Origin of the sequence: uncultured Thiohalocapsa sp., assembly GCF_913063425.1 — a bacterium.
GTDB lineage: Bacteria > Pseudomonadota > Gammaproteobacteria > Chromatiales > Chromatiaceae > Thiohalocapsa.
In genome coordinates this window covers 1-23,633 of sequence record NZ_CAJXYK010000016.1, presented here as the reverse complement: position 1 = coordinate 23,633, position 23,633 = coordinate 1, and the positions used below count along the sequence as shown (strand labels likewise).

The window sequence follows — 23,633 nt, the reverse complement described above, 5'->3', positions numbered from 1 at the left end:
TGACCGATACAGGGACACTCATCCCCGCGAAACTGTATACGGCATCCACTTATCCAAAATACAGTTGTGCGCTGATGCCGGTGCGGCGAAGAAGGGCGGCGAAACGCCGATGACAGGGATAGCCGCAGGCCGGCACGATTTAATACCCTGAGCCGTTGTCAAGAATGTTGCGCCGCGGCGGCAGGGGCCTGCGCCGGTGCGGCGCACACGGTCCATGCCGGGACCCACCCCGGGCGCCGCGGGGCCTGGCTGCTGCGGCGCACGCTCACGCCAACCACCTGAAAGGTTTCAAGGGTCAGTCACCATGTCCTTTCCCTTCGCGCAGATCAAGGCATCCCGACCCCGGTTGTCGCCGGCGTCAACAGGCCCTGGCGACGCAGTGCAAGCGATGATGCCGCGGCGGCGCGATGGCGTCGGTGCCTGGGTCAGGCGGCTGCTGCGGGGCGCCGAGCGACGCTCGCAGGCGGGCCGCCCCTGCGTGCTGATGGAGCCGCTGGAGCCCCGGCTGCTCCTCTCCGCCGACCCCTTGACCTACACCGCGGCGACCGCGGCGGACCTGGAGCTGCGCCTCACCACAGATGACGAGGGGGTCGAGACCCTGCAGCTGCTGGATCGCAGCGGTGATGCGCCGGCTGTCATCGAGGAGAAGCCGCTGGCTGAGACCAGCGAGATCGTCATCAACGGCAGCGCCCTGGATGACAGCCTGCTGCTCGGCGACGGCCTGTTCGACCTCGCCGCGCCCCTTCCCATCGCCTTCAACGCGGGTCTCGGCACCGACAGCCTCACTGGCCCCGCGTCCGATCGCAGCTATCAGCTCACCGGCGCCAACGCGGGCCAGGTGGGTCCCGTCCAGTTCACCGGTGTGGACCGGCTCACCGGCGCCGGCGACGACGACGCCCTGGTGGGGGCCGCCGGCGCGCTCACCTGGGACATCGAGACCACCGGTCGGGGCAGCGTCGCCGGCATCAGCTTCGACGAGATGGAACGGCTCACCGCCGGCAGGGGCGCACAGACGCTCAGCTTCGCGGGTCGTGCCACCGGGGTCGTGGTGGACCTGGAGCGCGGCGAGGCCACGGGCTTCGAGGGCATCTCGGGCTTCCGCCACATCATCGGCTCGGACTTCGCCGACCGGCTCATCGGCGATGCCGCGGCCAACACCCTCCAGGGCCGCGACGGCGACGACCGCCTCACGGGGGGTGCAGGCAGCGACAGCCTGGTGGGCGGCAGCGGTGCCGATGTGGTGGTGGCCGCGCGCGACGCCGATATGACCCTCGCCAATACGTCGCTCACCATCGGCACGGAGGGCACCGACAGCCTCAGCGGCATCACCGCCGCGGAGCTTACCGGCGGCGACGGCGCCAACGTGCTCGATGCCGCAGGCTTCAGCGGGGAGACGACGCTCACCGGCGGCGCCGGCAACGACACCCTCATCGGCGGTGCCGGTGACGACCGCCTCTCCGGCGGTGTGGGCACCGACAGCATCAGCGGCGGCGGCGGCACCAACACCCTGTTCGAGACCGCCGATGCGGACTTCACCCTCAACGACACCGCGCTCACCCGAGGCGCCGACCCCGCCGACAGCCTCGCCGCCATCCAGCGCGCCGAGCTCACCGGCGGCGATGGCGACAATGTGCTGGACGCTTCCGGCTTCAGCGGCCGAGCCACGCTCATCGGCGGCGCCGGCGACGACACCCTCATCGGCGGCAGCGGCGACGACCGGCTCACCGGCGGCGCCGGCATCGATGTCATCGACGGCGGCGCCGGCAGCAACACCCTGGTGGAGGCCGGTGATCACAAATTCGTGCTCACCGACAGCCGCCTCGACACCGGCGAGGGTGACGACGAGCAGGTGCAGCTGCGCCTCACCGGCAGCGTCACCGGCGGCAGCTTCTCCCTGGCTTTCGGTGGCGAGACCACGCGCACCATCGCCCATGACGCGAGCGCCGACCGGGTGGCGTTGGCGCTCTCCCTGCTTGACGGACTCACCGACGAGGACGTGGCCGTCACCGCCGTCACCGGCGGCTGGGATATCACCTTCACCGGCAACCGCGCCGGCGAGAACGTGCCGGACCTCGGCATCGGTGCCAGCGACCTCACCGGCCCGGGCGCCGGCGTCACTGCCGGCGTCATCGACGGCAGTGCACGCAGCGACAGCCTGGCCCGCATCCAGCGCGCCGAGCTCACCGGCGGCGCCGGCGGCAACCTGCTGGACGCGAGCGCCTTCACGGCGGGTGCTGTCATCCTCGACGGCGGCGCGGGCAACGACACCCTGCGCGGCGGCAGCGGCGACGACACCCTGCGCGGCGGCGATGGCAACGACGTGCTCACCGGCGGCGCCGGCAACGACAGCATCGACGGCGGCGGCCACCTGGCGGCGGATACGCTGACGGCCCAGCGCGACGCCGACATGACCCTCACTGACACGGCGCTCACCATCGGCGCCGAGGTGGACACCCTAACCGGCATCGAGGCCGCGGCGCTCACCGGCGGTCTCGGCGCCAACCGGCTGGATGCCAGTGGCTTCACCGGCGGCGGCGTCACCCTCGACGGCGGCGGCGGCAACGACACCCTTGTCGGCTCCGACCAGGACGACCTGCTCACCGGCGGCGCGGGTGAGGACGACATCGACGGCGGCGGCGGCACCGATACCTTGGCGGAAGTCCGCGCGACGGCGGATTTCACGCTGACCGACACCGGCCTCGCGGTCTCCGGCGAGGGCGACAACAGCCTGCGCCGCATCGAGCAGGCCATCCTCACCGGCGGGGCCGCCGCGCAGACCATCGACGCGTCGGCCTTCACGCTGGGGCCGGTCACGCTGATGTCGGGCGGCGGGCTCGACACCCTGCGCGGCGGCGCCGATGCGGACACCTTCGTCGTCGATGTCTCCAACCTCACCGGCGGCGATGTGGAGGTGGACGGCGAGGCCCAGGACGAGATCATCGTCGTCGGTATCGGTGCGAGCCTCGACGCAGACTTCGACGGCTTCATCGACTACGGCGATGTGGGCAGCCTGACGGTGGAGCGCGACGGCACACTCACCGTCACGGACGACCTGTCCCGCCCCGGCAGGCACTTCACCCTGCGCGCCGAGCGCATCACCGTGGACGGCGCCGAGATCGACACCGGCGACCCGGGCGGCCAGGCCGGTAACCTGACGCTGGAGGCCCGGCACATCAGCATTCGGGGCGGCGCGGTGCTGACGGCCCTGGGGCTCGACCCCGGCGCCACCACGGATGACGGCGACATCCGCATCCTGGCCGAGGACACCGCCGATGACTTCAGGGCCATCGGCTTCGCCAACGTCGACCTCACGGATGCGGGTGTCAGCATCTCCGGCGCCGGCACCCGCATCGAAGGGCGCGACCTGACCATCAAGGCCACCGCCGGGGCCGAGCACTTCTTCACCCCCAGCGACTTCGGCGACTTCGTCCTTGCTGATGCCCTGGCCGGCGCCCTGGACACCATCGTCGGCGTGGTAGACAGCTTCTCGGTCATCGCCGGCGTCGGCGTTGCCGAGTCCGACGCCCACGTCGATGTCGGCGCGGACGTGGTGGTGCACGCGCGGGACTTCGTGGCGCACAGCACGGCCAAGGGCGCGGTGGATGTCGCGCCCATCTCCCTCGCCGCCGGTGTCGCAGTGGGGGTGGTCAACACCGTCTCCGAGACCACCATCGCCGGCACCATCAATGCCGCCGGCAATGTGACGGTGCGCGCCAGCGCCGATCACTCGGTGAATGTGGTCTCCGACTCCACCGGCATCGGCGGCATCGCCGGCGCCGTGGCCGTGAGCGTGCTCAACTCCGACACCACCGCCCGGGTCGCCGACACCGCCAGCATCACGGCGGGCGGCAATCTGACCGTGCAGGGCGACACCATCGACCGCAACCGCACCCTGGCCCGCTCCACCAGCGGCGCGGACGGCCAGGTCGGCATCTCCTTGGCGGTGAGCGTCGAGAACGGCGCCACCAACGCCTACCTCGACGGCACGGCCACGGCGGACGGTGACCTGCTGGTCAATGCGACGCAGGAAAAGCAGGCGCTGGATGTCAACCGCCTGTTCGTCATCCCCGGCATCGCCACCGGTGTCGTCTCCGCCGCCGGCGTGGGCACCACGTCCAAGGGCGATCTGCTGGACGACGCCAAGTCCTCCGCCATCGGCACCGTCACCTCCCGCATCACGCCGAAGGTGACCGGTTTCCTTCAGAGCCGCGGCCCCCAGTTCATCCGCGATCTGCTCGATGAGCCCGCCAGCAACACCTTCGACGCGGGTGCCGCCGTCACCGTGGTGGTGGACAACAACGCGGCCACCGCCCGCATCGGCGACGGCAATGCCGACGGCGACATGCACACCGCCGATGTCGAGGCCCTGGGCGGCATCACGGTCAGCGCAAGCACGTCGAATCGCCCTGACTACACCGCCGGCGCGTCGGTGAGCAACGAGGTCAGCGACACGGCGCAGAACAGCACCACGCCGGCGGTGGCCAGGTTCGGCGGCTCGCTGGCGGTGGTGGTGGGCATCACCAAGAACGATGCCGATGCGTACATCGGCGGCGACGCGACGGTGGACGCCGTCGGCGAGATCCGCGTCGCGGCCCAGGCCTTGAATCAGGTGGACCCGGTCGGCCTCTGGGGCGTGAACCTGGTGGCGCCGTTCTTCACGGATCTGCCGACGGCGCCGGATCACACCTCCACGGACGGGGTGGCGACGGTCTCCGTGGGCGACAAGGTGGAGGTGGGCGATAACCACGCCGCCGGCGGCGACGTGGGCAGCTGGTACGAGTACAAGGGCAAGAGCGGCGGCAGCGATCTCAACGACCAGGTGCTGGACCTGGCCGACACCGACTTCACCACGGACGATTGGGAGGCTATCGGCAACCCCGCTGCGGACTTCGGCATCGGTTACATCCGCACGCTCACCACCTACCTCGACGCCAACCTCGGCCTCGACAACAATCTCATCGACGCCTGGAGCCAGGCCACCGCCAAAGGCCAGAAGCTCGCCGTCGCCGGCGCCGCGACCGTGTTGGTGCTGGACCAGGACGCCGACGCGGTCATTCGCGACGGTGCGCGCATCAACCGCGATGCTGCCTTCCAGGGCACCCACGGGACGGCCACCAGCCAGGCCGTGGTGGTGGCGGCCGAGTCCGTCGACCACCTCATCAGCCTCGGCGGCAATTTCCAGACGCCCGGCGTGCAGGGCTCCACATCCCCGGAAAAGAAGGCCTGGAAGGCGGAGGGTGGACTCCAGAAGCCCGGCCCCGGCCTGTCCACCGACGGCACCGGTGAGAAGACCGTGGGCGCCGCGCTGCAAGTCTTCTATCACGACAACGACGTGACGGCGCAGATCCAGGACGGCGTCGCGCTCACCGCCGACAGCCTGCTGGTGGACGCGGACACCCAGGTGGTGGGCGTCTCCATGGGCGCGTCCGGCGGCAGCGGCGGGTCTGTCGGCTTCAACGGCAGCTTCCAGGTCACGGTGGTCACCAACAGCACCCGCGCGCAGATCGACAACGGCGCGACCATCGACGTCGGCAGCGAGGCCATCTCCGACGAGATCGACGAGTCGCTGCGGGTGACGGCGGCGGACAGCACCAACCTGGTCTCGGTGGTGGGCGGCGTGGCGCTGTCCGACGGCATCGGCATCGGTGCCTCGGTCGCCGTCAATGCGCTCACCCGCAACACCGAGGCGCTGCTGGGCAACCACTTCGCCGCGGACAGCATCGGCACCCGCGGCTCGGTGGCTGTCGGCGGCGACAGCCTGATCCGGGCGCGCAACTCGGGCTTCATCGGCACCTTCGCGGTGGCCGGTGCGAAGGGCGGCGGCCGGCAGCCCAGCACCACCCCGAGCAATCCGGGGCCGGGCAGCGGCGGCACCACCGGCAGCGACGGCTCGGCGCAGAGCAATGCCGACCTCGCCGCCTGGCAGACCAAGATGTCCGCCGTGCTCACGGAGATGCAGGGCAAGGGCAAGGTCGCCGGCGGCGTCGCCCAGGCCGGGCAGGCGAACAGCAGCAACCAGACCGGCATCGGCATCGCCGGTGCCGTGGGCGTCAACATCGTCAACGACGACAGCCGCGCCTACCTGCTCGACACGGGCACTGTCACCATCACGGGCGGGGCACTCGACATCGAGGCCGAGAACGCCGGCGTCGTGCTGTCACTGGCGGGCGCCGTGGCCTTTGCGAGCGGCGCCGGCTCCAGCACCGGCAAGGCGGCCGGCGTCTCCGGCGCCTTCGCCATCAACACCGCCGTCGGCACCACCGAGGCCTACCTCGACGGCGCGTCCTCCATCACCGCGGACGCACTCACCATCGACGCAGAGCGCACCGGCACCCTGGTGTCGCTCGCGGCCGGCATCGCCGCCGCCACCGGCAAGACGAGCGTCGCCGTGGCGGGCTCGGTGTCCGTCAATGTCGCGGACAACGTCACCGAGGCGGCCCTGCGCAGCACCACGGGCCACGTGGCCGGCAATGTGACGGTCCAGGCGCTGGACGACACCGACATCATCCAGATCGCGGGCTCCGGCGGCTTCGGCGGCAGGGTGGGGGTGGGTGTGGCCATCGCCGTGGACGTGCTGTCGAACCAGGTACTGGCCACCATGGACCAGGTGACCGGCTTTCAGCATGGCGGGGCGCTCAGTGTCGCGGCGACCGGCGATGGGCTCATCGTCTCGGTGACGGGCTCCGCGGGCGTGGCCACCGGCGGTGGCGGCAAGGGCGTTGCGGTGGCAGGCACCCTCGCCGTCAATGTCGTGGAGAACACCGTCACGGCGTCCATCCTGGACAGCACCACGCTGGACACCTCCGCCGGCAATGTCACCGTCAGCGCCGACGATGCCGCCTCCATCTATACCTTTGCCGGCGGTTTCGCCGCGGGCAGGACTGCGGGCTTCGGCGTTGCGCTGGCGCTCAATTTCATCGAAAACGATGTCGACAGCGACATCACGGGCAGCCGGTTGCGCACATCCGGCGGCCTCACCACCCGCGCCGGCGAGGAGGCGGTGCTGGTGGCGGTGGCCCTGGGCGGCGCCGGCGCCGAGAAGCTTGCTGTCTCCGGCGCCGTGGCCGTGAACAGTACGGCCAACGAGACGCAGGCCCGCATCGCGGCGGGCAGCGACATCCGCGTGGGCGGCCCGGTGGCGGTGACCACCACGGACAGCACCACCAGCATCGTGGTGGCCGGCGGCGTCGCCTTCTCGCGCGCGGGTGCGGTGGGCGCCGGCATCGGCGTCAACCTGATCGAGAACCGCGCCACTGCTGCGATCGACAGCGCCAAGGTCGAAGCCACCGGCGGTGATCAGACCATCGATATCGGCGCCACCGCGAGTCAGGTGCTGGTGAGCGTGGTCATCGGCGGTGCCGGCGCCGACAAGATCGCCGTCGGCGGCGCCGTTGCGGTGAACGAGATCGAGAACACCGTCGAAGCCCGGGCCGGGAACGGCGCCGACCTCGACGCCGCCGGTCGCATCGGCATCGCCGCCGCCGACAGCAGCACCATGGTGGTGGTGGCGGGTGCCGGCGCGGGCGCCAGAACCGCCGCCGTGGGTGCGGCGGTGGGCACCACCCAGGTGGACAACAGGGTCCACGCGGACATCATCGGCGCCGACCTGACCTCCAGCGGCGGCGCCATCGAGGTCACCGCGGGCTTCGCGCCGCCCTCCGCGATCCGCGATGTCTCGCAGATGGGTGTCGGCACCGCGGACGTGGAGCTGCCGGACACAGAGCAGGCGCAGATCGTCAACGTCACCATCGCCGGCGCCGGCGCCAAGACCTTCGCCGGCGGCGCCGCCATCTCGCTCAACTGGCTGCGCAACGACGTGCGTGCGTCCATCCGCGGTGGTGCGGAGGTCATCGCGGACGGGCAGATCACCGTGGCCGCCAACGACGACGCCGAGATCGACAGCATTGCGCTGGCCGGCGGCGGTGCCCAGACGGCGGGCATCGGCGCCGCCATCGCCTACAACTACATCGGCGGCGACCCGGGGGACCCGTCCCGGGAGGTGCCGGCGGACCCCGAGGCGACAGACGCGGGTAGAGTCTTCGCCTACATCGACAATGCCGACGTGGAATCCCTGTCGGGCCAGGTCAGCGTGCTCGCCGGGGCCAGGGCCAGGCTCATCAACGTCACCCTCGGCGGCGCCGGCGCCCAAAGCGTCGCCGTCGCCGGCTCCATCTCCATCAATTTCATCCGCAACATCGTCGAGGCGCGCATCGCCGACGGCGCCACGGTCACCGGCGACACCGGTGTCAACCTCAGCGCCACCGCGTCGCCGCTGATGGTCATCGTCGCCGGCGCGGGTGCGGGTGCCCAGAGCCTGGCCCTCGGCGCCGCCTCCGCCACCAACGATATCCGCAGCTCGGTCAACGCCGTCATTCGCGGTGCCGGCACCGTCGTCACCGCCGACACCGGCGATGTGCAGGTGCTCGCACAGGTGGTGAGCCGCAGCGACTGGACGGACATCAAGAATCGCGACGACTTCAGGGACCAGGACGATATCGACTTCGATGCCCAGATCTGGTCCTTCACCGCCGCCGGCTCCGGTGCCCAGACCGCCGCCGGGGCGGGGTCCATCTCGCTGACTTGGCTGCGCAACAGCGTCGCCGCCGACATCGGGCCAGGGGCGAGCGTGCGCGCGATCGACGGCAGCGTCAGCGTGCAGGCGTACGACCACGCCACCATGAATACGCTGGCCGGCGCCGGCACCGGCTCCGGCAACGCTGCGGTGGGTGCATCCATTGCCTATAACTACGTCGGCGGCAATCCGGATGATCCGACCTCCAGCGCGCGCAACAGCATCACCGCCGGCATCGATGCCGCAACGGTCAATGCAGGCGCCGTGACGGTGGCCGCGGAATCCGATGCCACCATCAACAACCTGTCCGTCGCCGGCAGTGGTGCCGGCAGTGGTGCCATCGCCGGCGCCTTCTCGCTGAACTGGATCCGCAAGAGCGTCGATGCGTCGGTGAGCGGGGGCGCCCAGGTCACCAGCACCGGCGATATCGCCGTCACTGCCGACGACACTTCGGAGATCCACTCCATCGCCGGGCAGGTGAGCGGTGCCGGCACCCTGGCCGCCGGTGCCGCCATCGCTTACAACGAGATCTCCAATCAGGTGGAAGCGTCCATCGCGGGCCTGGCGACGCAGGTCCGGGTGGCCACCGGCAACGCCGGAGACATCCGCATCGAGGCCCATTCGGCGCCGGAGGTCTTCACCATCGCCGCCGGCATCGCCGGCAGCGGTACGGCCGCGCTGGCAGGGTCGTCCGCGGCGACCATCGTCGAGAACGACGTCAACGCGCTCATCCATTCGGCGCGGGTCACCACCGACGACAATCTGCTCCTGCTGGCGGAGTCGGACGATCGCGTCCAGTCCTACGTCGGCACCTTCTCCGGCTCCGGCACCTTCGGTGCGGGCGGCAGCGTCGTCGTCAACGAGCTGCGCAACGACACGCGAGCCTACATCACCGGCGATGCCCGGGTCATCGCCCGCGGTGACGGCGGCGCCATGGACGTGAAGCGCTGGGCGCCGGACAACGCCGGCACCGAATCCACCGAGGCCATGCGCGGCCTCGCGGTCATCGCCACCGCCACCGAGGACCTGGACGTCATTGCCGTCGCCGGCGGCGTCGCCGGCCAGGTGGGCATCGGTCTCAACCTGGTGTTCAACACCATCGACGACAGCACGCTCGCGTACATCCACGACAGCCAAGTGAACAGCAGCAGTGACCGCGGCGGCGCCGTCAAGGTGCGCGCCCACCATGCCGCTGAGATCGACAGCACCGGTGGCGCCCTGGGTGTCGGCCTCGGCATCGCCGGTGCGGGTGCGGCGGTGGACACCAACACGCTGCACAGCGAGACCAAGGCCTACATCAGCGACGACGGCGACACCGACCGGGTCTACGCCGGGGACGGCCTGGAGGTCTCGGCGCTGTCCCGTGAAGATGTGCTGACCGCCTCCGTCGGCGTCGGCGGCGGCCTTTACGCCGGCATCGCCGGTGCCGCATCCGCGGTGGACAGCAGCAGCAGCACCCACGCCTATCTGGACCGGGGCCAGGTGCTCGCGACGGGCCGCGTGGACATCGCCGCGGACTCGCGTGTGCGTGCCGAGTACGGCGTCGGCGCCGGCGCCGTCGGTGTGGTGGGGGCCGGCGGTGCCGTCGCGGTGGGCATCTTCGGCGGCAGCACCCGCGCGTACGTGGTGGGCAGCAGCGTCAATGCCACCGGCAGCATCTCGGTGAGCGCCCGCGCCGTCGAGGACTTCGACCTCTTCGCCGGCACCGCGTCGGTGGGGGGCGCCGCGCTTGCCGGCGCCGTCACCGTCCTCACCACCGGCTCCCTCACCGAGGCCTTCATCGGCCGCGACGCCGCCGGGCGGGATTCCACGCTCACCGCCGGCGGCGCGGTGCTGGTCAGCGCCATCGGCACCACCTATGCGGACGACATCGCCGGCAGCATAACCGCGGGCGGCATCGCCGCCGGTGCCGCGGTGGATGTGATCATCATCAAGAACACCGTCGGCGCCGCCATCGGCGACGGCACCAGCGTCACCGCGGCCGACGACGTGGACGTCACGGCGGAGGCGACGCGTGACGTGGACTCACTGGTGATCGCAGGCGGCGGCGGTGCCGGCAGCGTCGGCATCGCCGGTTCCATCTCGGTGGTGAGCATCGGCACCGGCATCACCGACGACGATGCGAGCGGTGAGGCGGCGCCCGCCAACGACGTGCTGGACGATACCTTCGGGGGTGTCAACGGCCTGAGCGACGACCCGGACGATGTGGTCGCGCAACGTGCCCGGCAGTCGGCGAGCGACAGCCGCGCCGGGGTGGACGCCCTGCGCATCGGTAAAGACACCAGCACCACCGGCACCAGCGCGTCCATCGGCCGGGAGGCGAGCGTCACCGCCGGCGCCGACGGCAGCGGCTCCATCCTGGTGCAGGCCATCGAGGACCTGCTGCTGGAGGCCACCACCGGCCAGGGCGCCGTCGGCGCCATCGCCAGCGTCGGCGGCTCCGTGACCGTCGTCAGCATCGGCAGCGTCGTCGCGGCGAGCGTCGGTCGCAAGTCGGTGCTGACGGCGCCCTCGCGCATCGACATCGACGCGCAGTTCGACGCCACCGATGTCAAGGCGGAGGCCTATGGCGGCAGTGCGGGCGGCACCCTGGGCCTTGGTGCGCAGGTCGTCATGATCACCGACACGGCGACGCAGGCGGCCTTCGTCGAGGGCGCCACCCAGGACATGGACGGCACGGCCATCCGCAGGGCAGGGGTGCTCGATGTTACCGCCACCGGGGACCGCAGCTACCAGGTCTACGCCAAGGGCGTCGCGGCGGGTGCGCTCGCCGCCGGCGTGTCGCTGGGTCACGCGGCGGTGGGCGGCTCCACCCTTGCCTACCTGGGCACCCACACCCAGGTGGGCCAGGGTACCGGCAACAGCGTCGGTGCCGTTAATCTGTCCGCGGACAGCGACGTAACCCTGGATGTGGACATCTGGACCGTCGCCGCCGGCATCGGTGCCGGCGCCGTGAACCCCGCCACCGCGAGCGCGGACCCGAAGGTCTACGCCTATATCGATGCCGACTCGGCTGTCACCGCCACCGGCGCCGTCACCCTGAGCGCCGGCATGACGCCCAGGCTCACGGCCAACGTCTGGGGTGTCGCCGCCGGCGGCTTGGCCGTGGGCGTGTCGGTGACCGACATCGAGATCGCCCCCGTGGTGGCGGCCACCCTGGGGGACCCGGAGGACAGCACAGCCGGCGCTGTGACCCTCAGCGCCGGCAGCCTGTCCCTGTCGGCACAGATCGACCTGCCCACCAGCGGTCACAGCGCCTGGGTCAAATCCGAAGGCGTCGCCGGCGCCCTGGTGGGCGTCGATTCCACCAATGCCACCATCGATAACGACAGCAGCGTTATCGCGGTGATCGGCGATGGTGCATCCCTCACCGTGGGCGGTGCCGTGGCGGTCAGCGCCGACAACCAGGGCAGACAGGCCGCCGAGGCCAACAGCGCCGCCGGTGGCGGCATCGCCATGGGCGTCGCCATGTCCGCGGCGCGCTCCAATACCCTGACCACGGCGCGACTCGGCGACGGCGTCGATCTCACCGCCGCTTCGCTCAGCCTCACCGCCGCGGGCGCCCAGGACAACTTCGCGGACACCGTTGCCGGCAGCGGCGGTGTCGTCGCCGGTGCCGGTGCCGGTGCCAGTACCCGCAACGACAGCATCACCACCGCCGGCATCGGCGCCGGCGCCGCCAACCGCGGCATCGACCTCACCGGCGCGGGTGACGGCACCCTGACCATCGCGGCCACCAACACCGCCACCTTCCATACCCGCACCCGCACCACGGGGGGCGGTGTGCTGAGCGGCACCGGCGCGGAGAACCGCAGCGGCGTGAGCTCCACCGTGCGTGCTGCCGTCGGCGCCGGACAGGACATCCGCACCCGCGATGCCGCCCTCAGCGCGGACAACATCCTGCGCAAGGAAGCCTTCAACGACGGCTCCGCCACCATCTACGGCACCACCGGCGGCGCCGCTGCGGGCGCCGGTGCCGGCAGCGAGACGGACATTTCCCTGGCCACCGAGGTCCTGATCGGCGCCGGCACCGAGCTCGACGCCTTCAAGCGCAGCGGCGAGAGCGCCGGCGACATCCTGCTCCGGGCGCGCAACGACACCATCGTCGAGGACCGCGTGCACCTGGAGACCGGTGGCGCCCTGGCCGGGGCCGGCTCCGAGTCCTTCATCCGGGTCCACACAGCGCGCGCTGAGGTGGACATCGGCGCCGATGCCGAGCTGCGCAGCGACGGTCGCATCCTGGCGCTTACCGGGGGCGAGGCCGAGCTGTCCAGCAAGGTCAACCAGAACACCTACGGCGCCGGCACCGTCGGCGTCGCCGAGACCATCAGCCGCATCACCCCCGAGAACCGCGTGGACGTGCATGCCGGCGCACACCTGCGCGCCGCCGGCGACCTGGTGCTCGCCGCGGGCTCGGACGGCGAGCGCAACCGTGACGAGTACGCCGTCAAGGCCGAGACCGACACCTTCGCCGGCAGCGCCATCCCCATCGAGCTGGTGGACTCCACGGCCCGCATCCTCGCCACCAACCTGATCGACATCGCCGGCGGCGCTTTGCTGGAGACCGGTGGCGATGCCCTGCTGCATGCGGACTTCGAATTCGGCGCCATCGATCTCGTCACCCGCGCCAAGTCCGTGAGCTGGGTCTCGGCGCTGGGTGATGCCATCAACGGCGAGACGGCGGAGGAGCTGGTGGGCGGCAACGGCTCTGCGGAGGCCAAGGGCAGCGTGGCCATGGACGGCACCGTGCGCACCGGTCTCAACCGCCACCAGGCGATCATCCTCGATCAGTACGCACTGCCGAGCGACACCGCCACGCCAGAAGCGCAGCGCGTTGGCCACCGCAGCTTCACCATCGACCCGGGAGCCCCGGGCACCGTCTCCGGCGACGCCGTCCACGTCGGCGCCGCGCACGGCTTCCAGACCGGCGACCTGGTGCAGTACAACAGCGGCGGCGGTCTGCCCGTCGGCGGGCTGGTGGACGGCCAGGCGTATTTCGCCGTCCGGCTGGATGCGGACAGCCTGCGGCTTGCGCAGACGCGGGATGCGGCGCTGTCCGGTGCCTACCTTGCCCTGGATCCGAGCCAGGCCAGCGGCGATGCCCACGCGCTGAGCGCCAAGAGCAACGGCATCGACTACAGCGTCGCCTTCGTGCCCAAGGCCGCGGACCTGGTGGACGAGCTGCTGTACGCCCAGGAGCAGCTCGCCACCTATGACGTGCAGGGCGTCAACAATAATCAGAACCTGGTGGATTTCTACGAAAGTGAGGTGGAGCGCCTGCGCGCCCTGCTGGAGGCCGAGGGCCTCATCGAATACCCGGACCCGGTGAACAATCCGGGCTACTGGATTCCGGTGACCACGGACGCACTGGCGGTGACGGTGGACCCCATCACCGCCAAGACCGGGCGCATCGACGTGCGCAGCGGCCAGCTCGGCGGCACAGGCTTGTTCGACTCGCCACGCGATGCGAGTGTCGAGGTCATCAACCACACGCCGTCCGATCTGATTGTCCAGGGCGTCGAGATCCCGGATTCCAACGCGGGGCTCTGGCTCAACGGCTTCCTGATGGCGGACAACCAGGATGTCGCCGCCAGCAACGACGCCAACGCCGACCTCAACAACCGCATCGGTGACGACCCTGACGTGGTGCCGGCGAGCGCGGACTTCGCGGCCGTGCCCGCCCCGGGCAGCGCCTCCCTGCCCGACCTGCGCATCGAGAACACCTTCGACCGGCGCGCCTTCGACAGCTCAAGCCCCTACTACGACCCGGCTAACCCCAGCGCCGAGTATCCCGATCCGGACATCCTCATCGAAGGCCCGGTCATCAACATCCTGGGCGATGTCAGCATCGTCACCCAGGGCGACCTGGGGGCCGAAGCGGAGATACGCGCGGGCGGCAACCTCCAGCTGCTCTCGGGCGGGACCGTCGTGCTCGGCGGCCAGACGGAGCGCAACATCGCGGGCCGGGAGATCTACGGCTTCCTAAAGTCGCGGCTCGGCACCGGGGGGCTGATGACCAGCTATGTGCCCGGCGCCGTGGCAAATCTGTTGAATACGCCGTCCGACGTGGTCGGCATCAGCGCCGACCGCATCATCGTCGATGCCAATTACATCAACATCAACGGCATCATCGAGAGCGGTGACGATGGCTACGACATCACCATCGACCCGGACGACATCCCCTTCTGGCTGCCGTTGCTGCCCCACGGCACCTACGACCTGCCAGGCGTCTCCAACGACGATGTGGTGGTCAGGTTCAACGCCGCCACCAATCAGATCGAGGTGCGGGAGATCCGTGTCTCCGGCGGCTACATCGACCTCACCGGGCACATCCTGAGCAGCAGCCCCGGCGAGATCCGCCTGCTCGGCGGCTATGGTGAGATCGACATCACCAATCACACGGCGTTCGATCTGGTCGTCGACCAAGCGCTGGATGCGTCCAGCCGCGGCGAGGGCACGCTGATCATCAAGGACAAGGCCCAGGGCGGCGCCGACGGCCTGCCGGCGACCATCTACCGATACCAGGATGACGGTACGGTGCAGCGCACCGTCGGCAATGGCCCGCCGCAGAGCGTCGGCGCCAGCTCCGTCTACGACACGCAGAACGGCTGGCGCTGGGGCTTCAATGTCTACCAGGAGCAGGACACCACCCGGTACAAAACCGAGGTCACCGACACCTGGCTCGACATCGACTTCCTGGTGCCCGACCCGGACGATGTGGAATGGGACCGGGTGGAGCCGGCGGGGCCGCCGGTGCTGACCGACGAGGGCCCGTATTACTTCCGCGATACGGGCGACACCTCCGCGTATGCCTTCGATCGGCAGACAGTGTCTTCGTATACCGGCCCCATCGAGGTCATCGAGGACAAGGTGGATACCACCTGGTACGGCAGGAAGACCTACACCAAGACGATCCAGCAGAAGACCACCGAGGGCACCATGGCCTCCCACTCGGTGCGTGCGGACCGGGACATCAAGGTCAGCTTTCTCGGTGGCACCGCGGCCGATGTCTCCATCACCTCCACCCGTGCCGGCGCCGACGTGCTGCTGGACGCTCCCATCCGCAACACCTCCGGCACCACCCGCATCGACTCCGCCGGTGCGATCCGTTCCCGCGCCGAGGCCGCCATCGTCGGCGGACGCCACCTGGATCTGGACGCCGCCACCGGCATCGATGTGCGCACGGAGCTCGCCAACACGGGCTTCCATGGCCTGGACGCCCGCACCGACAATGGCAGCGTCGACATTCGCGAGGCCACCGGGGATCTCGGCGTCGGTTTGGTGCAGGCCGCGGCCGGCGGCGACGTCACGCTGGACGTGCCGGACGGTGCCATCACGGCCGGCCGCGCCGCCAACGGTGCCTGGCTCGCGGGCCGGGTGGAGGGCGGCTCGGTGACCCTCGACGCCGGAGCCGGCGGCATCGGCACCAGCACCGCGCGCCCGCTGCTGCTGGACTCCAACAACGCCAACGTGCCCATCGGGCCGTCCATCGACGAGCGCGTCAATGTCACCGCCGCCGGCGACATCTTCCTGCGCGAGGTGGTCGGCGACCTGCGGCTGGAATCCGCCATCGCCAGCGGCGGCGATGTCTGGCTCGACGTGCCCGCCGGCAGCCTGGTGGACGCCAACGACAGCGCCGTGCGCGACGAGCGCAGCTACAACGAGCTGCTGAACGGGCTCTGGACCGACATGCGCCTCACCGCCGGCACCGGCGCCACGGACCGCATCAATGACACCCTGGAGAGCTGGACCCAGCTGCGCGAGCAGGAATACCAGACCTATTGGGAGTACCGTCAGCGCCAGCCCGCGGCGCCGCTTGCGACCGCCGAGACCGCCCCGCTGGAGGCCGGTCGCGAGTACTTCGTCATCGCCGATGCCGGCGGCATCGGCCTTGCCGCCAGCGGTGCGGATGCGCTCGCCGGCAACGCGCTGGACCTGCTGCCCGCCGCTGCCACCGGCACTGCCCACGGCATCAGCGTTGCGAGCTTCCAGCTCGACACGGACGCCCAGGTGGGCAGCGCCGACGACAGCATCGGCATCCCCGGGCGGGTCTTCGCCGACGGCGATGCGGTGACCTACAGCCGCGATGGCGGCAGCGCGGACATCGGCCTCGACGAAGGCGTCACCTACTACGTCCAGGTGCTGGCCGGCGACCCCGACCGCTTCCGGCTGAGCCGCGATGCCGCCGGCACCGACCCGGTGGACCTGAGCGCCGCCGCCGACACCAGACTGCACCGCCTCGACCGGCTCGCCCTGTTCGCACCCGCCGATGTGGACGGCACCACCGACCGCATCGACCTGGACGCTGCCGCCCTCGGGCTCAGCACCGGCGACATCGTGCGCTACAGCCGTGGCGGCGCCGGCGACCAGGCGCTCAGGGTCCGCAGCACCACCACCCTGGAGGACGGCGCCGGCTACTACGTGATCCTGGACGGCGCCGACGGCGTGCAGCTCGCCGCGAGCCCCACGGACGCCGCCGCCGGCCGTGCCATCGACATCGACAGCGCCGGCGCTCTTGGGCACCTGCACCAGCTCTATGACCTGAGCAGCAAGCAGAGCCACAGCTTCGACCCCATCGCCGACGTGGACAGCGCCGCCGACCGCATCCGGCTCGGTGCCGGGCATGGGCTCAGCACGGGCCAGCAGCTGGTGTATCTCACGTCGGTGTACGACCCGGGCTTCAACCCGGGCTTGAGCGCCGCCGAAGAGGATGCCTACCGCGACTTCTACCGCGAGCAGGGCGCCGCCGAGGGCAAGACCGGCGCCGAGCTGGATGCCCATGTGGATGACGCCATCGCCACGCTGGAGGCGCGCCGGCAGGTGGAGTATCAGGCCCTGCACACCCAGTACGGCCAGCTCACCGACGCCGCCGGCAACCCCAACACCTGGCTCACCCACGCCGAGATCTACGAGCCCGACTTCGAGGTAGTGCTGAGCCCGGACGAACGGGCCGAGCTCAGCGCCGGCATCGAGGTCTGGACCGAAGAGCAGATCTTCTACGCCATGGGCGCCGGCGTCCTGGAGCCCATTGCCGACACCACCACCGAGATCGAGGACCCAAACGCCACCGGTGCCGACATCACCCTCACGGCCGACGAGCACATTGGGCGCACCGGCAACCGCATCGTCATCGACCTGACCGCGTCGCTCAGTGACGAGCAGCGCGTCGCCCTGGCGGCGGCGGAGCGCGAGGACGTGACCTTCCTGTCCGATACGCCGCAGTCGGCGCGGGTCATCATTGCCGGCCACGACCTGATCCGCATCGACGGCGGCACCTGGGACAGCGACCGCTTCCGCCTCGGCGGCCCGGTGGAGCTCTGGGGCAACAGCGCCAACGACAGCCGCGACACCGGCAACATCTACAGCGTCGCAGCCATCGACGGCGCCACGCTGACGCTGGCCGACACGTTCGCCGACGGCTCGCCGGTGACCCTGACCACGGAGCTCTTCCGCGACATCGAGCTCGCCCCCGTGGTGCTTGACCCGCTGGGGGGCCTCCCCGCGGGCGTGTCGGTGACGGGCATCGTCATCGAGCAGCGCGAAGACTTCGATGTGGACGCGAGCGGGCTCATCAACGCGGATGCCGGCGGCCAGGCTTACCTCGGCTCCGAGGAAGTGATGCGCATCGGCCACGTCACCGCCGTCGATGACATCCGCATCAAGGGCCAGCAGGATGTCTTGGACGCCGCGCCGAGCGGCCCCGCCGTCACCGGCACCGGGCTCATCATCGAGTCCGGCCGCGGCAACATCGGCCACGCCGACGGCAGCGGCGACTTCCGCATCGATCTGCTCGGCACCGGCACCCTCACCGCCCGCGCCGACGGCGACGTGCGTGTCGAGGAAGTCACCGGCGACATGCGCATCGAGACGGTCTTCGCCCAGAACGGGCGCGCCGAGCTCACCGCCGCCGGCGGCATCGTCGATGCGCTGGGCAACATCTACGCCAACATCGCCACCGGCCTGGACCTCGTGCTCACGGCCCGGAGCGGCCCCATCGGCGGCGCCGACAACCCGCTGGAGATCGACGTCGGCCGCAACGGCACCCTCACGGCCACCGCCACCGGCGATATCGTGCTGGCCGAGACCGCCGGCGACATGAACGTTCGCCGGGTGCAGTCGAGCGGCGGCGATGTGAGCCTGAGCGCGGACCTGTCCATCTTCGACGCGGCGGATGCCGCCGGTGGCGGCACCACGGGTTACACGCCCCCCGGCAGCCCCGACGGCACCGACCCGCTGCCGCGCGCCGATGTCATCGGCAACGACATCAGCCTCACCGCCGGCACCGGCGGCGCCTTCGGCAACATCGGCGTCTCCGGCAACGACCTTGACCTCGACACCGCCTTCAGCGGCGGCGGCGTGCTGCGCGCAGAGAGCTTAGGCTTCGCCTACCTCATTGAGACCACGGGCGACCTCGGCGTGCACAGCGTCGGCACCGCCGGCCAGGCCTTCATCGCCGCCCCCGTGGGCAGCATTGTCAACGCCCGTGACGACGGCGGCAGCAATGTCACCGGCGGCCGGGTCTACTTCTTTGCCGCCCAGGACGTCGGCACCGACGCCAAGCCGCTCATGACCAGCATCGGCTTCGCCGAGGGCCGCGCCGTCAACGGCTCGGCCTATGTCTACAACGCCGGCGCCGTCACCGTCGGCGGCGTCACCGGCGGGGACGACGGTATCCAGGCCGGCGGCGAGGTGCGCTTCGTCGCCAGCAGCCCTGTCACCGTCGAAAACAGCGTCCTTGCGGTGGACGACATCCGGATCATCGCCATGGACGATGCCGCGGACAACGACGCCGACGGCACCTCGACCCCGGCAAACCCCGCCGACGACGCCGACCACCTGCGCGTGCGCGGCCAGGACCTGCTGGGCAATCCGCTGCGGATCGAATCCACCGCCGGCGAGGTGCAGCTGCTGGCGGGCGATGACTTCATCCTGGAGGACGGCGCTACCGTGCAGGCCGCGAGCCGCGTGCGCATCCATGCCGACTACCAGGGCACCGAGGCCGGCATCGGCTACGCCTACCTGTTCGGCCCGGCCAACGCGGACCCGGGCAGTGGCGCCGTCATCGAGCTCGTCGGCGATGTCCTCGCCCCGGAGATCGAAGTCCACGGCCACAACGACGCCGACACCATCGTGCTGCGCAGCCTCGCCGACGGCAGCCGCATACGCCTCTACACCCACCTCGGCGCCGACCTGATCCACATCGGCAGCAATGCTGCGCCCGACGCCAACAGCGGCGGCGTGCTGGATGCCATCAAGGGCGAGGTCTGGATCGATGGCGGCTTCGATGCCCGCGACCGGCTGGTGCTCGATGAGACCGGCGAGATGGACCCCGGCCCGCGGGCCGGCAAGCTGAGCGGCAGTGCCCTGCGCGGCCTTGGTATGGGCGACGATGAGGCCGACACCTGGTTCGACCACGGCATCTACTACAGCCAGCTCGGGCGGCTCGACCTGAACCTCGGCGACGCCGGCGGCGAGCTGACGGTGGGCGGCACCCACGGCGGCGAGACCCACATCACCGGCGGTGCCGGCAGCGATGACATCAACGTGGTGCGCACCGGCGGGACCACCATCATCGACACCGCCGCCGGCGCCGACCGGCTCTGGCTCAAGACCCTGGGCCAGACCAGCACGGTGGCCACCGGCAGCGGCGACGACTGGGTGCGCGTGGAGCTCCAGGGGGGCAGCACCAGCCTCGACACGGGCAGCGGTGCCGACCACATCGAGGGGACTGTGGCCGCCGGCCAGCTCACCCTGAGCGCGGGCGCCGACGCCGATCACGTGGCGCTCGCGCTCACCAGCGCCACTGCGACGCTGGACGGCGGCGACGGTGACGACGATTTCGCGCTGGAGGGTCAGTCCGGCACCACGGACGTGCTCGGCGGCGACGGCGCGGACAGCCTGGACATCGAGCAGCGCAACGGCGTCCTCAACGCCCGGCTCGGCAATGGCGCAGACACCCTCACCGGCGATGCCATCGCAGCGCGTCTGGACCTCGACGGCGAGGCGGATGACGACCGCTTCGACATCGTCGTGACCAACGCCATCGCCACACTCACCGGCGCCGCCGGCAGCGATGCGCTCAACCTCAGGGCCCAGGGCAGCAGCGTGGACATCCGCGCCGGCGAGGAGGCCGACACCATCAGCGCGGTCGGCACCGACAGCACGCTCGACATCGACGCCGGCGGCGGCGCCGACCAGGTGGTGCTGACGCGCGCCGGTGGCGACACTGAAGTGCGCGCCGGTGCCGGCAGCGACAGGCTTGAGGTCCACGCTGCGAGTGGTGCCCTGCGCCTCTTCGGTGACGCGGATGACGACGCCTTCGTCTTCGGCCGGCCCGTCGGCGCCGGCCGCGATGCCGAGCAGGTCAGCGGCAGCATCACCGTGGACGGCGGCGCCGGTGACGACCAGCTCACCGTGGACAACAGCGCCATGACCCGCGGCATCGGCTTCATCGTCGACACCGCAAGCCTCGCCGGCGTCGGCACCGCCACCCTGGACTACGCCGGTATAGCGGCGCTGACGCTGCACTTCGGCACCGGCGCCGACGACATCACGGTGAGCGGCACCAGCGCCGCCGCCAGCATCGCCAGTGGTGCCGGCGCCGACCAGGTCCAGGTGCGCGCCGCCGCCGCCCCCGTGCACCTCGATACCGGCGCCGGCGACGACAGCATCCAGCTCGGCGATGCCGCCGGCATGGCAGCGCTCACCGCCCGCATCGACGTGGACGGCGGCGCCGACCAGGACCGGCTGATGCTCTTCAACAACGCCGTCGGCGACATCAGGGTCACGGACACCGAGATCACCGGCGCCGGCCCCGCCGCCGGCATCGGCCATCAGGGCATCGAGGTCATCGAGGCGGACACGGCCACCCTGGACGATCAGACCAGCGCGGCCTTCCCTGGCAGGCTCAGCCTCGGCACGCCCAGCCTCGCCCTCTTCCCGCTGCCGCCCACCGGCGGACCCGGCACCGGCCTGCCGCCGATTCCGCCGACGCCGCCGGTGCTGCCCACCCCCGGGACGCTGCCGCCAGTGCCGCCCTCGGGCCCCACCGGCGGGCCGCTGCTGCCCCTGCCGCCGCTGCCCATGACGCCATTACCGTCGGTACCGGTGCCTCCGCTGCCGCTCATGACCCTGTCGGCGCCGGGCACGACGGGTACGCTCGGCACCACCAGCCTGAGTGCGGGCGCCGCCGGCGGCCTGGGCTATATCGCGACGCCGGCGGCGCCGCCCGCCCCGTCGGCGCCGACGCTGCTCTTCGACGGCGCCGCCGGCAGCTTCACACCGGCCGCACCGCCACCGCCTGCGGACTGGCTCATCGACCCGCCGGCCCCCGTCACGCCGCTGGCGCCCATCGAGCCCATCAATTGGACCCCCGTCGGCCTGTAGCCGCTGCTGCGGTGAGTCTGACTGCGGGGCAGGTCGGGTGAGCCGCCGTAGTGGGGGCGGGCACGCGGGCGAGTGACACGATCAATCGATGGGAGGGATTGACTGATCAGATGATGGGGAACAACCTATCTCGCCATCCAGGTCTGCCGCCAGTCAGTAGGGTTATTCACCTATTTCCGTCTGGCGCATTATGCCCAGGCAAGACCCGGGCTCAGTCCGCCGGCCCGCCCCAGCGCGACCTCCGCCCCTGTATGAGCGCGCGGGCGTGGGTTCCGAGCAACGACGCTGACCTATTCACAATGGTCCCGAAACCCAGGATGTATCACCGATTCGCCATCGCCATTACTGGATTGCTCATCGCGGGCTGCCTATCCGCGCAACAGAATCATCAGATACTCGCCTGCGTGGTCGCCCAGATGGAGGGCAATCCCACCTACTTCGGGACGGCCACCACGGCCACCAGGCTGCGCTGCGAGATCGACAACGCGAGCCTCCGGCCGACGCTGCCGGAGCTCTACGCCGAGGGCTGGCGGCTCATCGAGGTCGTTGGCGGGAATCACGCCATCGCCATGGGTAATCGCGGCCCGTCGCCGCTGTATCTGCTGGAGCGCGCGGTGCCCGCTCGCAAGGACGCTGGCGCACAGCAGAAGACAGGCGAGACCGAGAATTGACCGGCGCAGGCGCTTTGGCACCTCGCACCGCCGGCAGCACCTGGCATTGGCGCGGGATCATGCGACCACCGCCGCCCGGCGCCCTGACCACCCGCCCTGCGCGGCATCCTGTCAATACGCCACTTCCTTCCCACTGCGCCCGCCGTGCCCGCCGTGTCCGCCAGCCCGAGTGCAACGGCGCCCAGCACGGCGCCCAGCAAGCACCGCTCCTGCTTCGCAGGGGCGTATTCCTCTGCCCTGGGGTCGGCAAGCATGCCGGCCCGGGCGACCCTTTGACCATGAACGGAGAGCTCCAATGACGCAACGGCCATACTCGACATGCAAACGCTCCGCCATTGCCACGGCCATCCTCATGGCCTTGGGCAGCGGACCGGCACTCGCCCAGGTGAGCGGCTCCATCAGCGGCGGCTCCGGTCTCGGGGGCGAGGTCGTCAACGGTGACAATGTCATCATCAACACCGGAGCCAATCCCATCGCCACCAGCGGAGTCGTCCAGGGCGGTCTGCTGCAATCCACAGGCAACATCATCGCTACCGGGGGTCTTCAGGTTGGCACCAACGTCAATGCGACCGGCAGTATCCAGGCGGGTGGCAACGTCATCGCAACCAATACCGTGCAGGGACAGGTGATTGCGGGTCAGACCGTGACGGACGGTGTCGCCCAGATGAGCCTGGGCAGCCTGAACCTGCCCGGCAATGCCACCATCGGTGGCAACACGACAGTGGGCGGCACGCTCGGTGTCACCGGCGCAACGACCACCGCCGGCATCACCAACACCGGCGATGTCGCCACCGACACCCTGACCACCAGCGGCGATGCGACCGTGGGCGGCAACGCCGGCATCACGGGCAACACCACGGTGGGCGGCACCCTGGGTGTGAGCGGTGCCACCACCACCGCCGGCATCACCAACACCGGCGATGTCGGCACCGACACCCTGACCACCAGCGGCGATGCGACCGTGGGCGGCAACGCCGGCATCACGGGCAACACCACGGTGGGCG

Annotated in this window: 2 protein-coding genes and 1 pseudogene; all 3 read left to right on the top strand. The window is 70.7% G+C overall.

What is annotated here, in order from left to right; genetic code table 11:
* Positions 1–304 precede the first annotated feature (304 nt).
* Positions 305–21,958 carry a calcium-binding protein gene (locus QZ607_RS10715; protein ID WP_295882586.1) on the top strand — a complete coding sequence of 7,218 codons (21,654 nt, stop codon included), beginning with the start codon at positions 305–307 and terminating at the stop codon, positions 21,956–21,958.
* 317 nt (positions 21,959–22,275) lie between these two features.
* The gene (locus QZ607_RS10710; RefSeq protein ID WP_295882584.1) at positions 22,276–22,629 is read left to right on the top strand and encodes a hypothetical protein; all 354 of its coding nucleotides are present in this window, start codon (positions 22,276–22,278) and stop codon (positions 22,627–22,629) included.
* Positions 22,630–22,924: 295 nt separating this feature from the next.
* Positions 22,925–23,633, top strand: a pseudogene (locus QZ607_RS10705) (hypothetical protein); the annotation flags it as partial.

What these genes read in the sequence shown, in the direction of transcription:
- QZ607_RS10715 (WP_295882586.1), top strand. Translation starts at nt 305, where the DNA reads ATGTCCTTTCCCTTCGCGCAGATCAAGGCATCCCGACCCCGGTTGTCG.
- QZ607_RS10710 (WP_295882584.1), top strand. Translation starts at nt 22,276, where the DNA reads ATGTATCACCGATTCGCCATCGCCATTACTGGATTGCTCATCGCGGGC.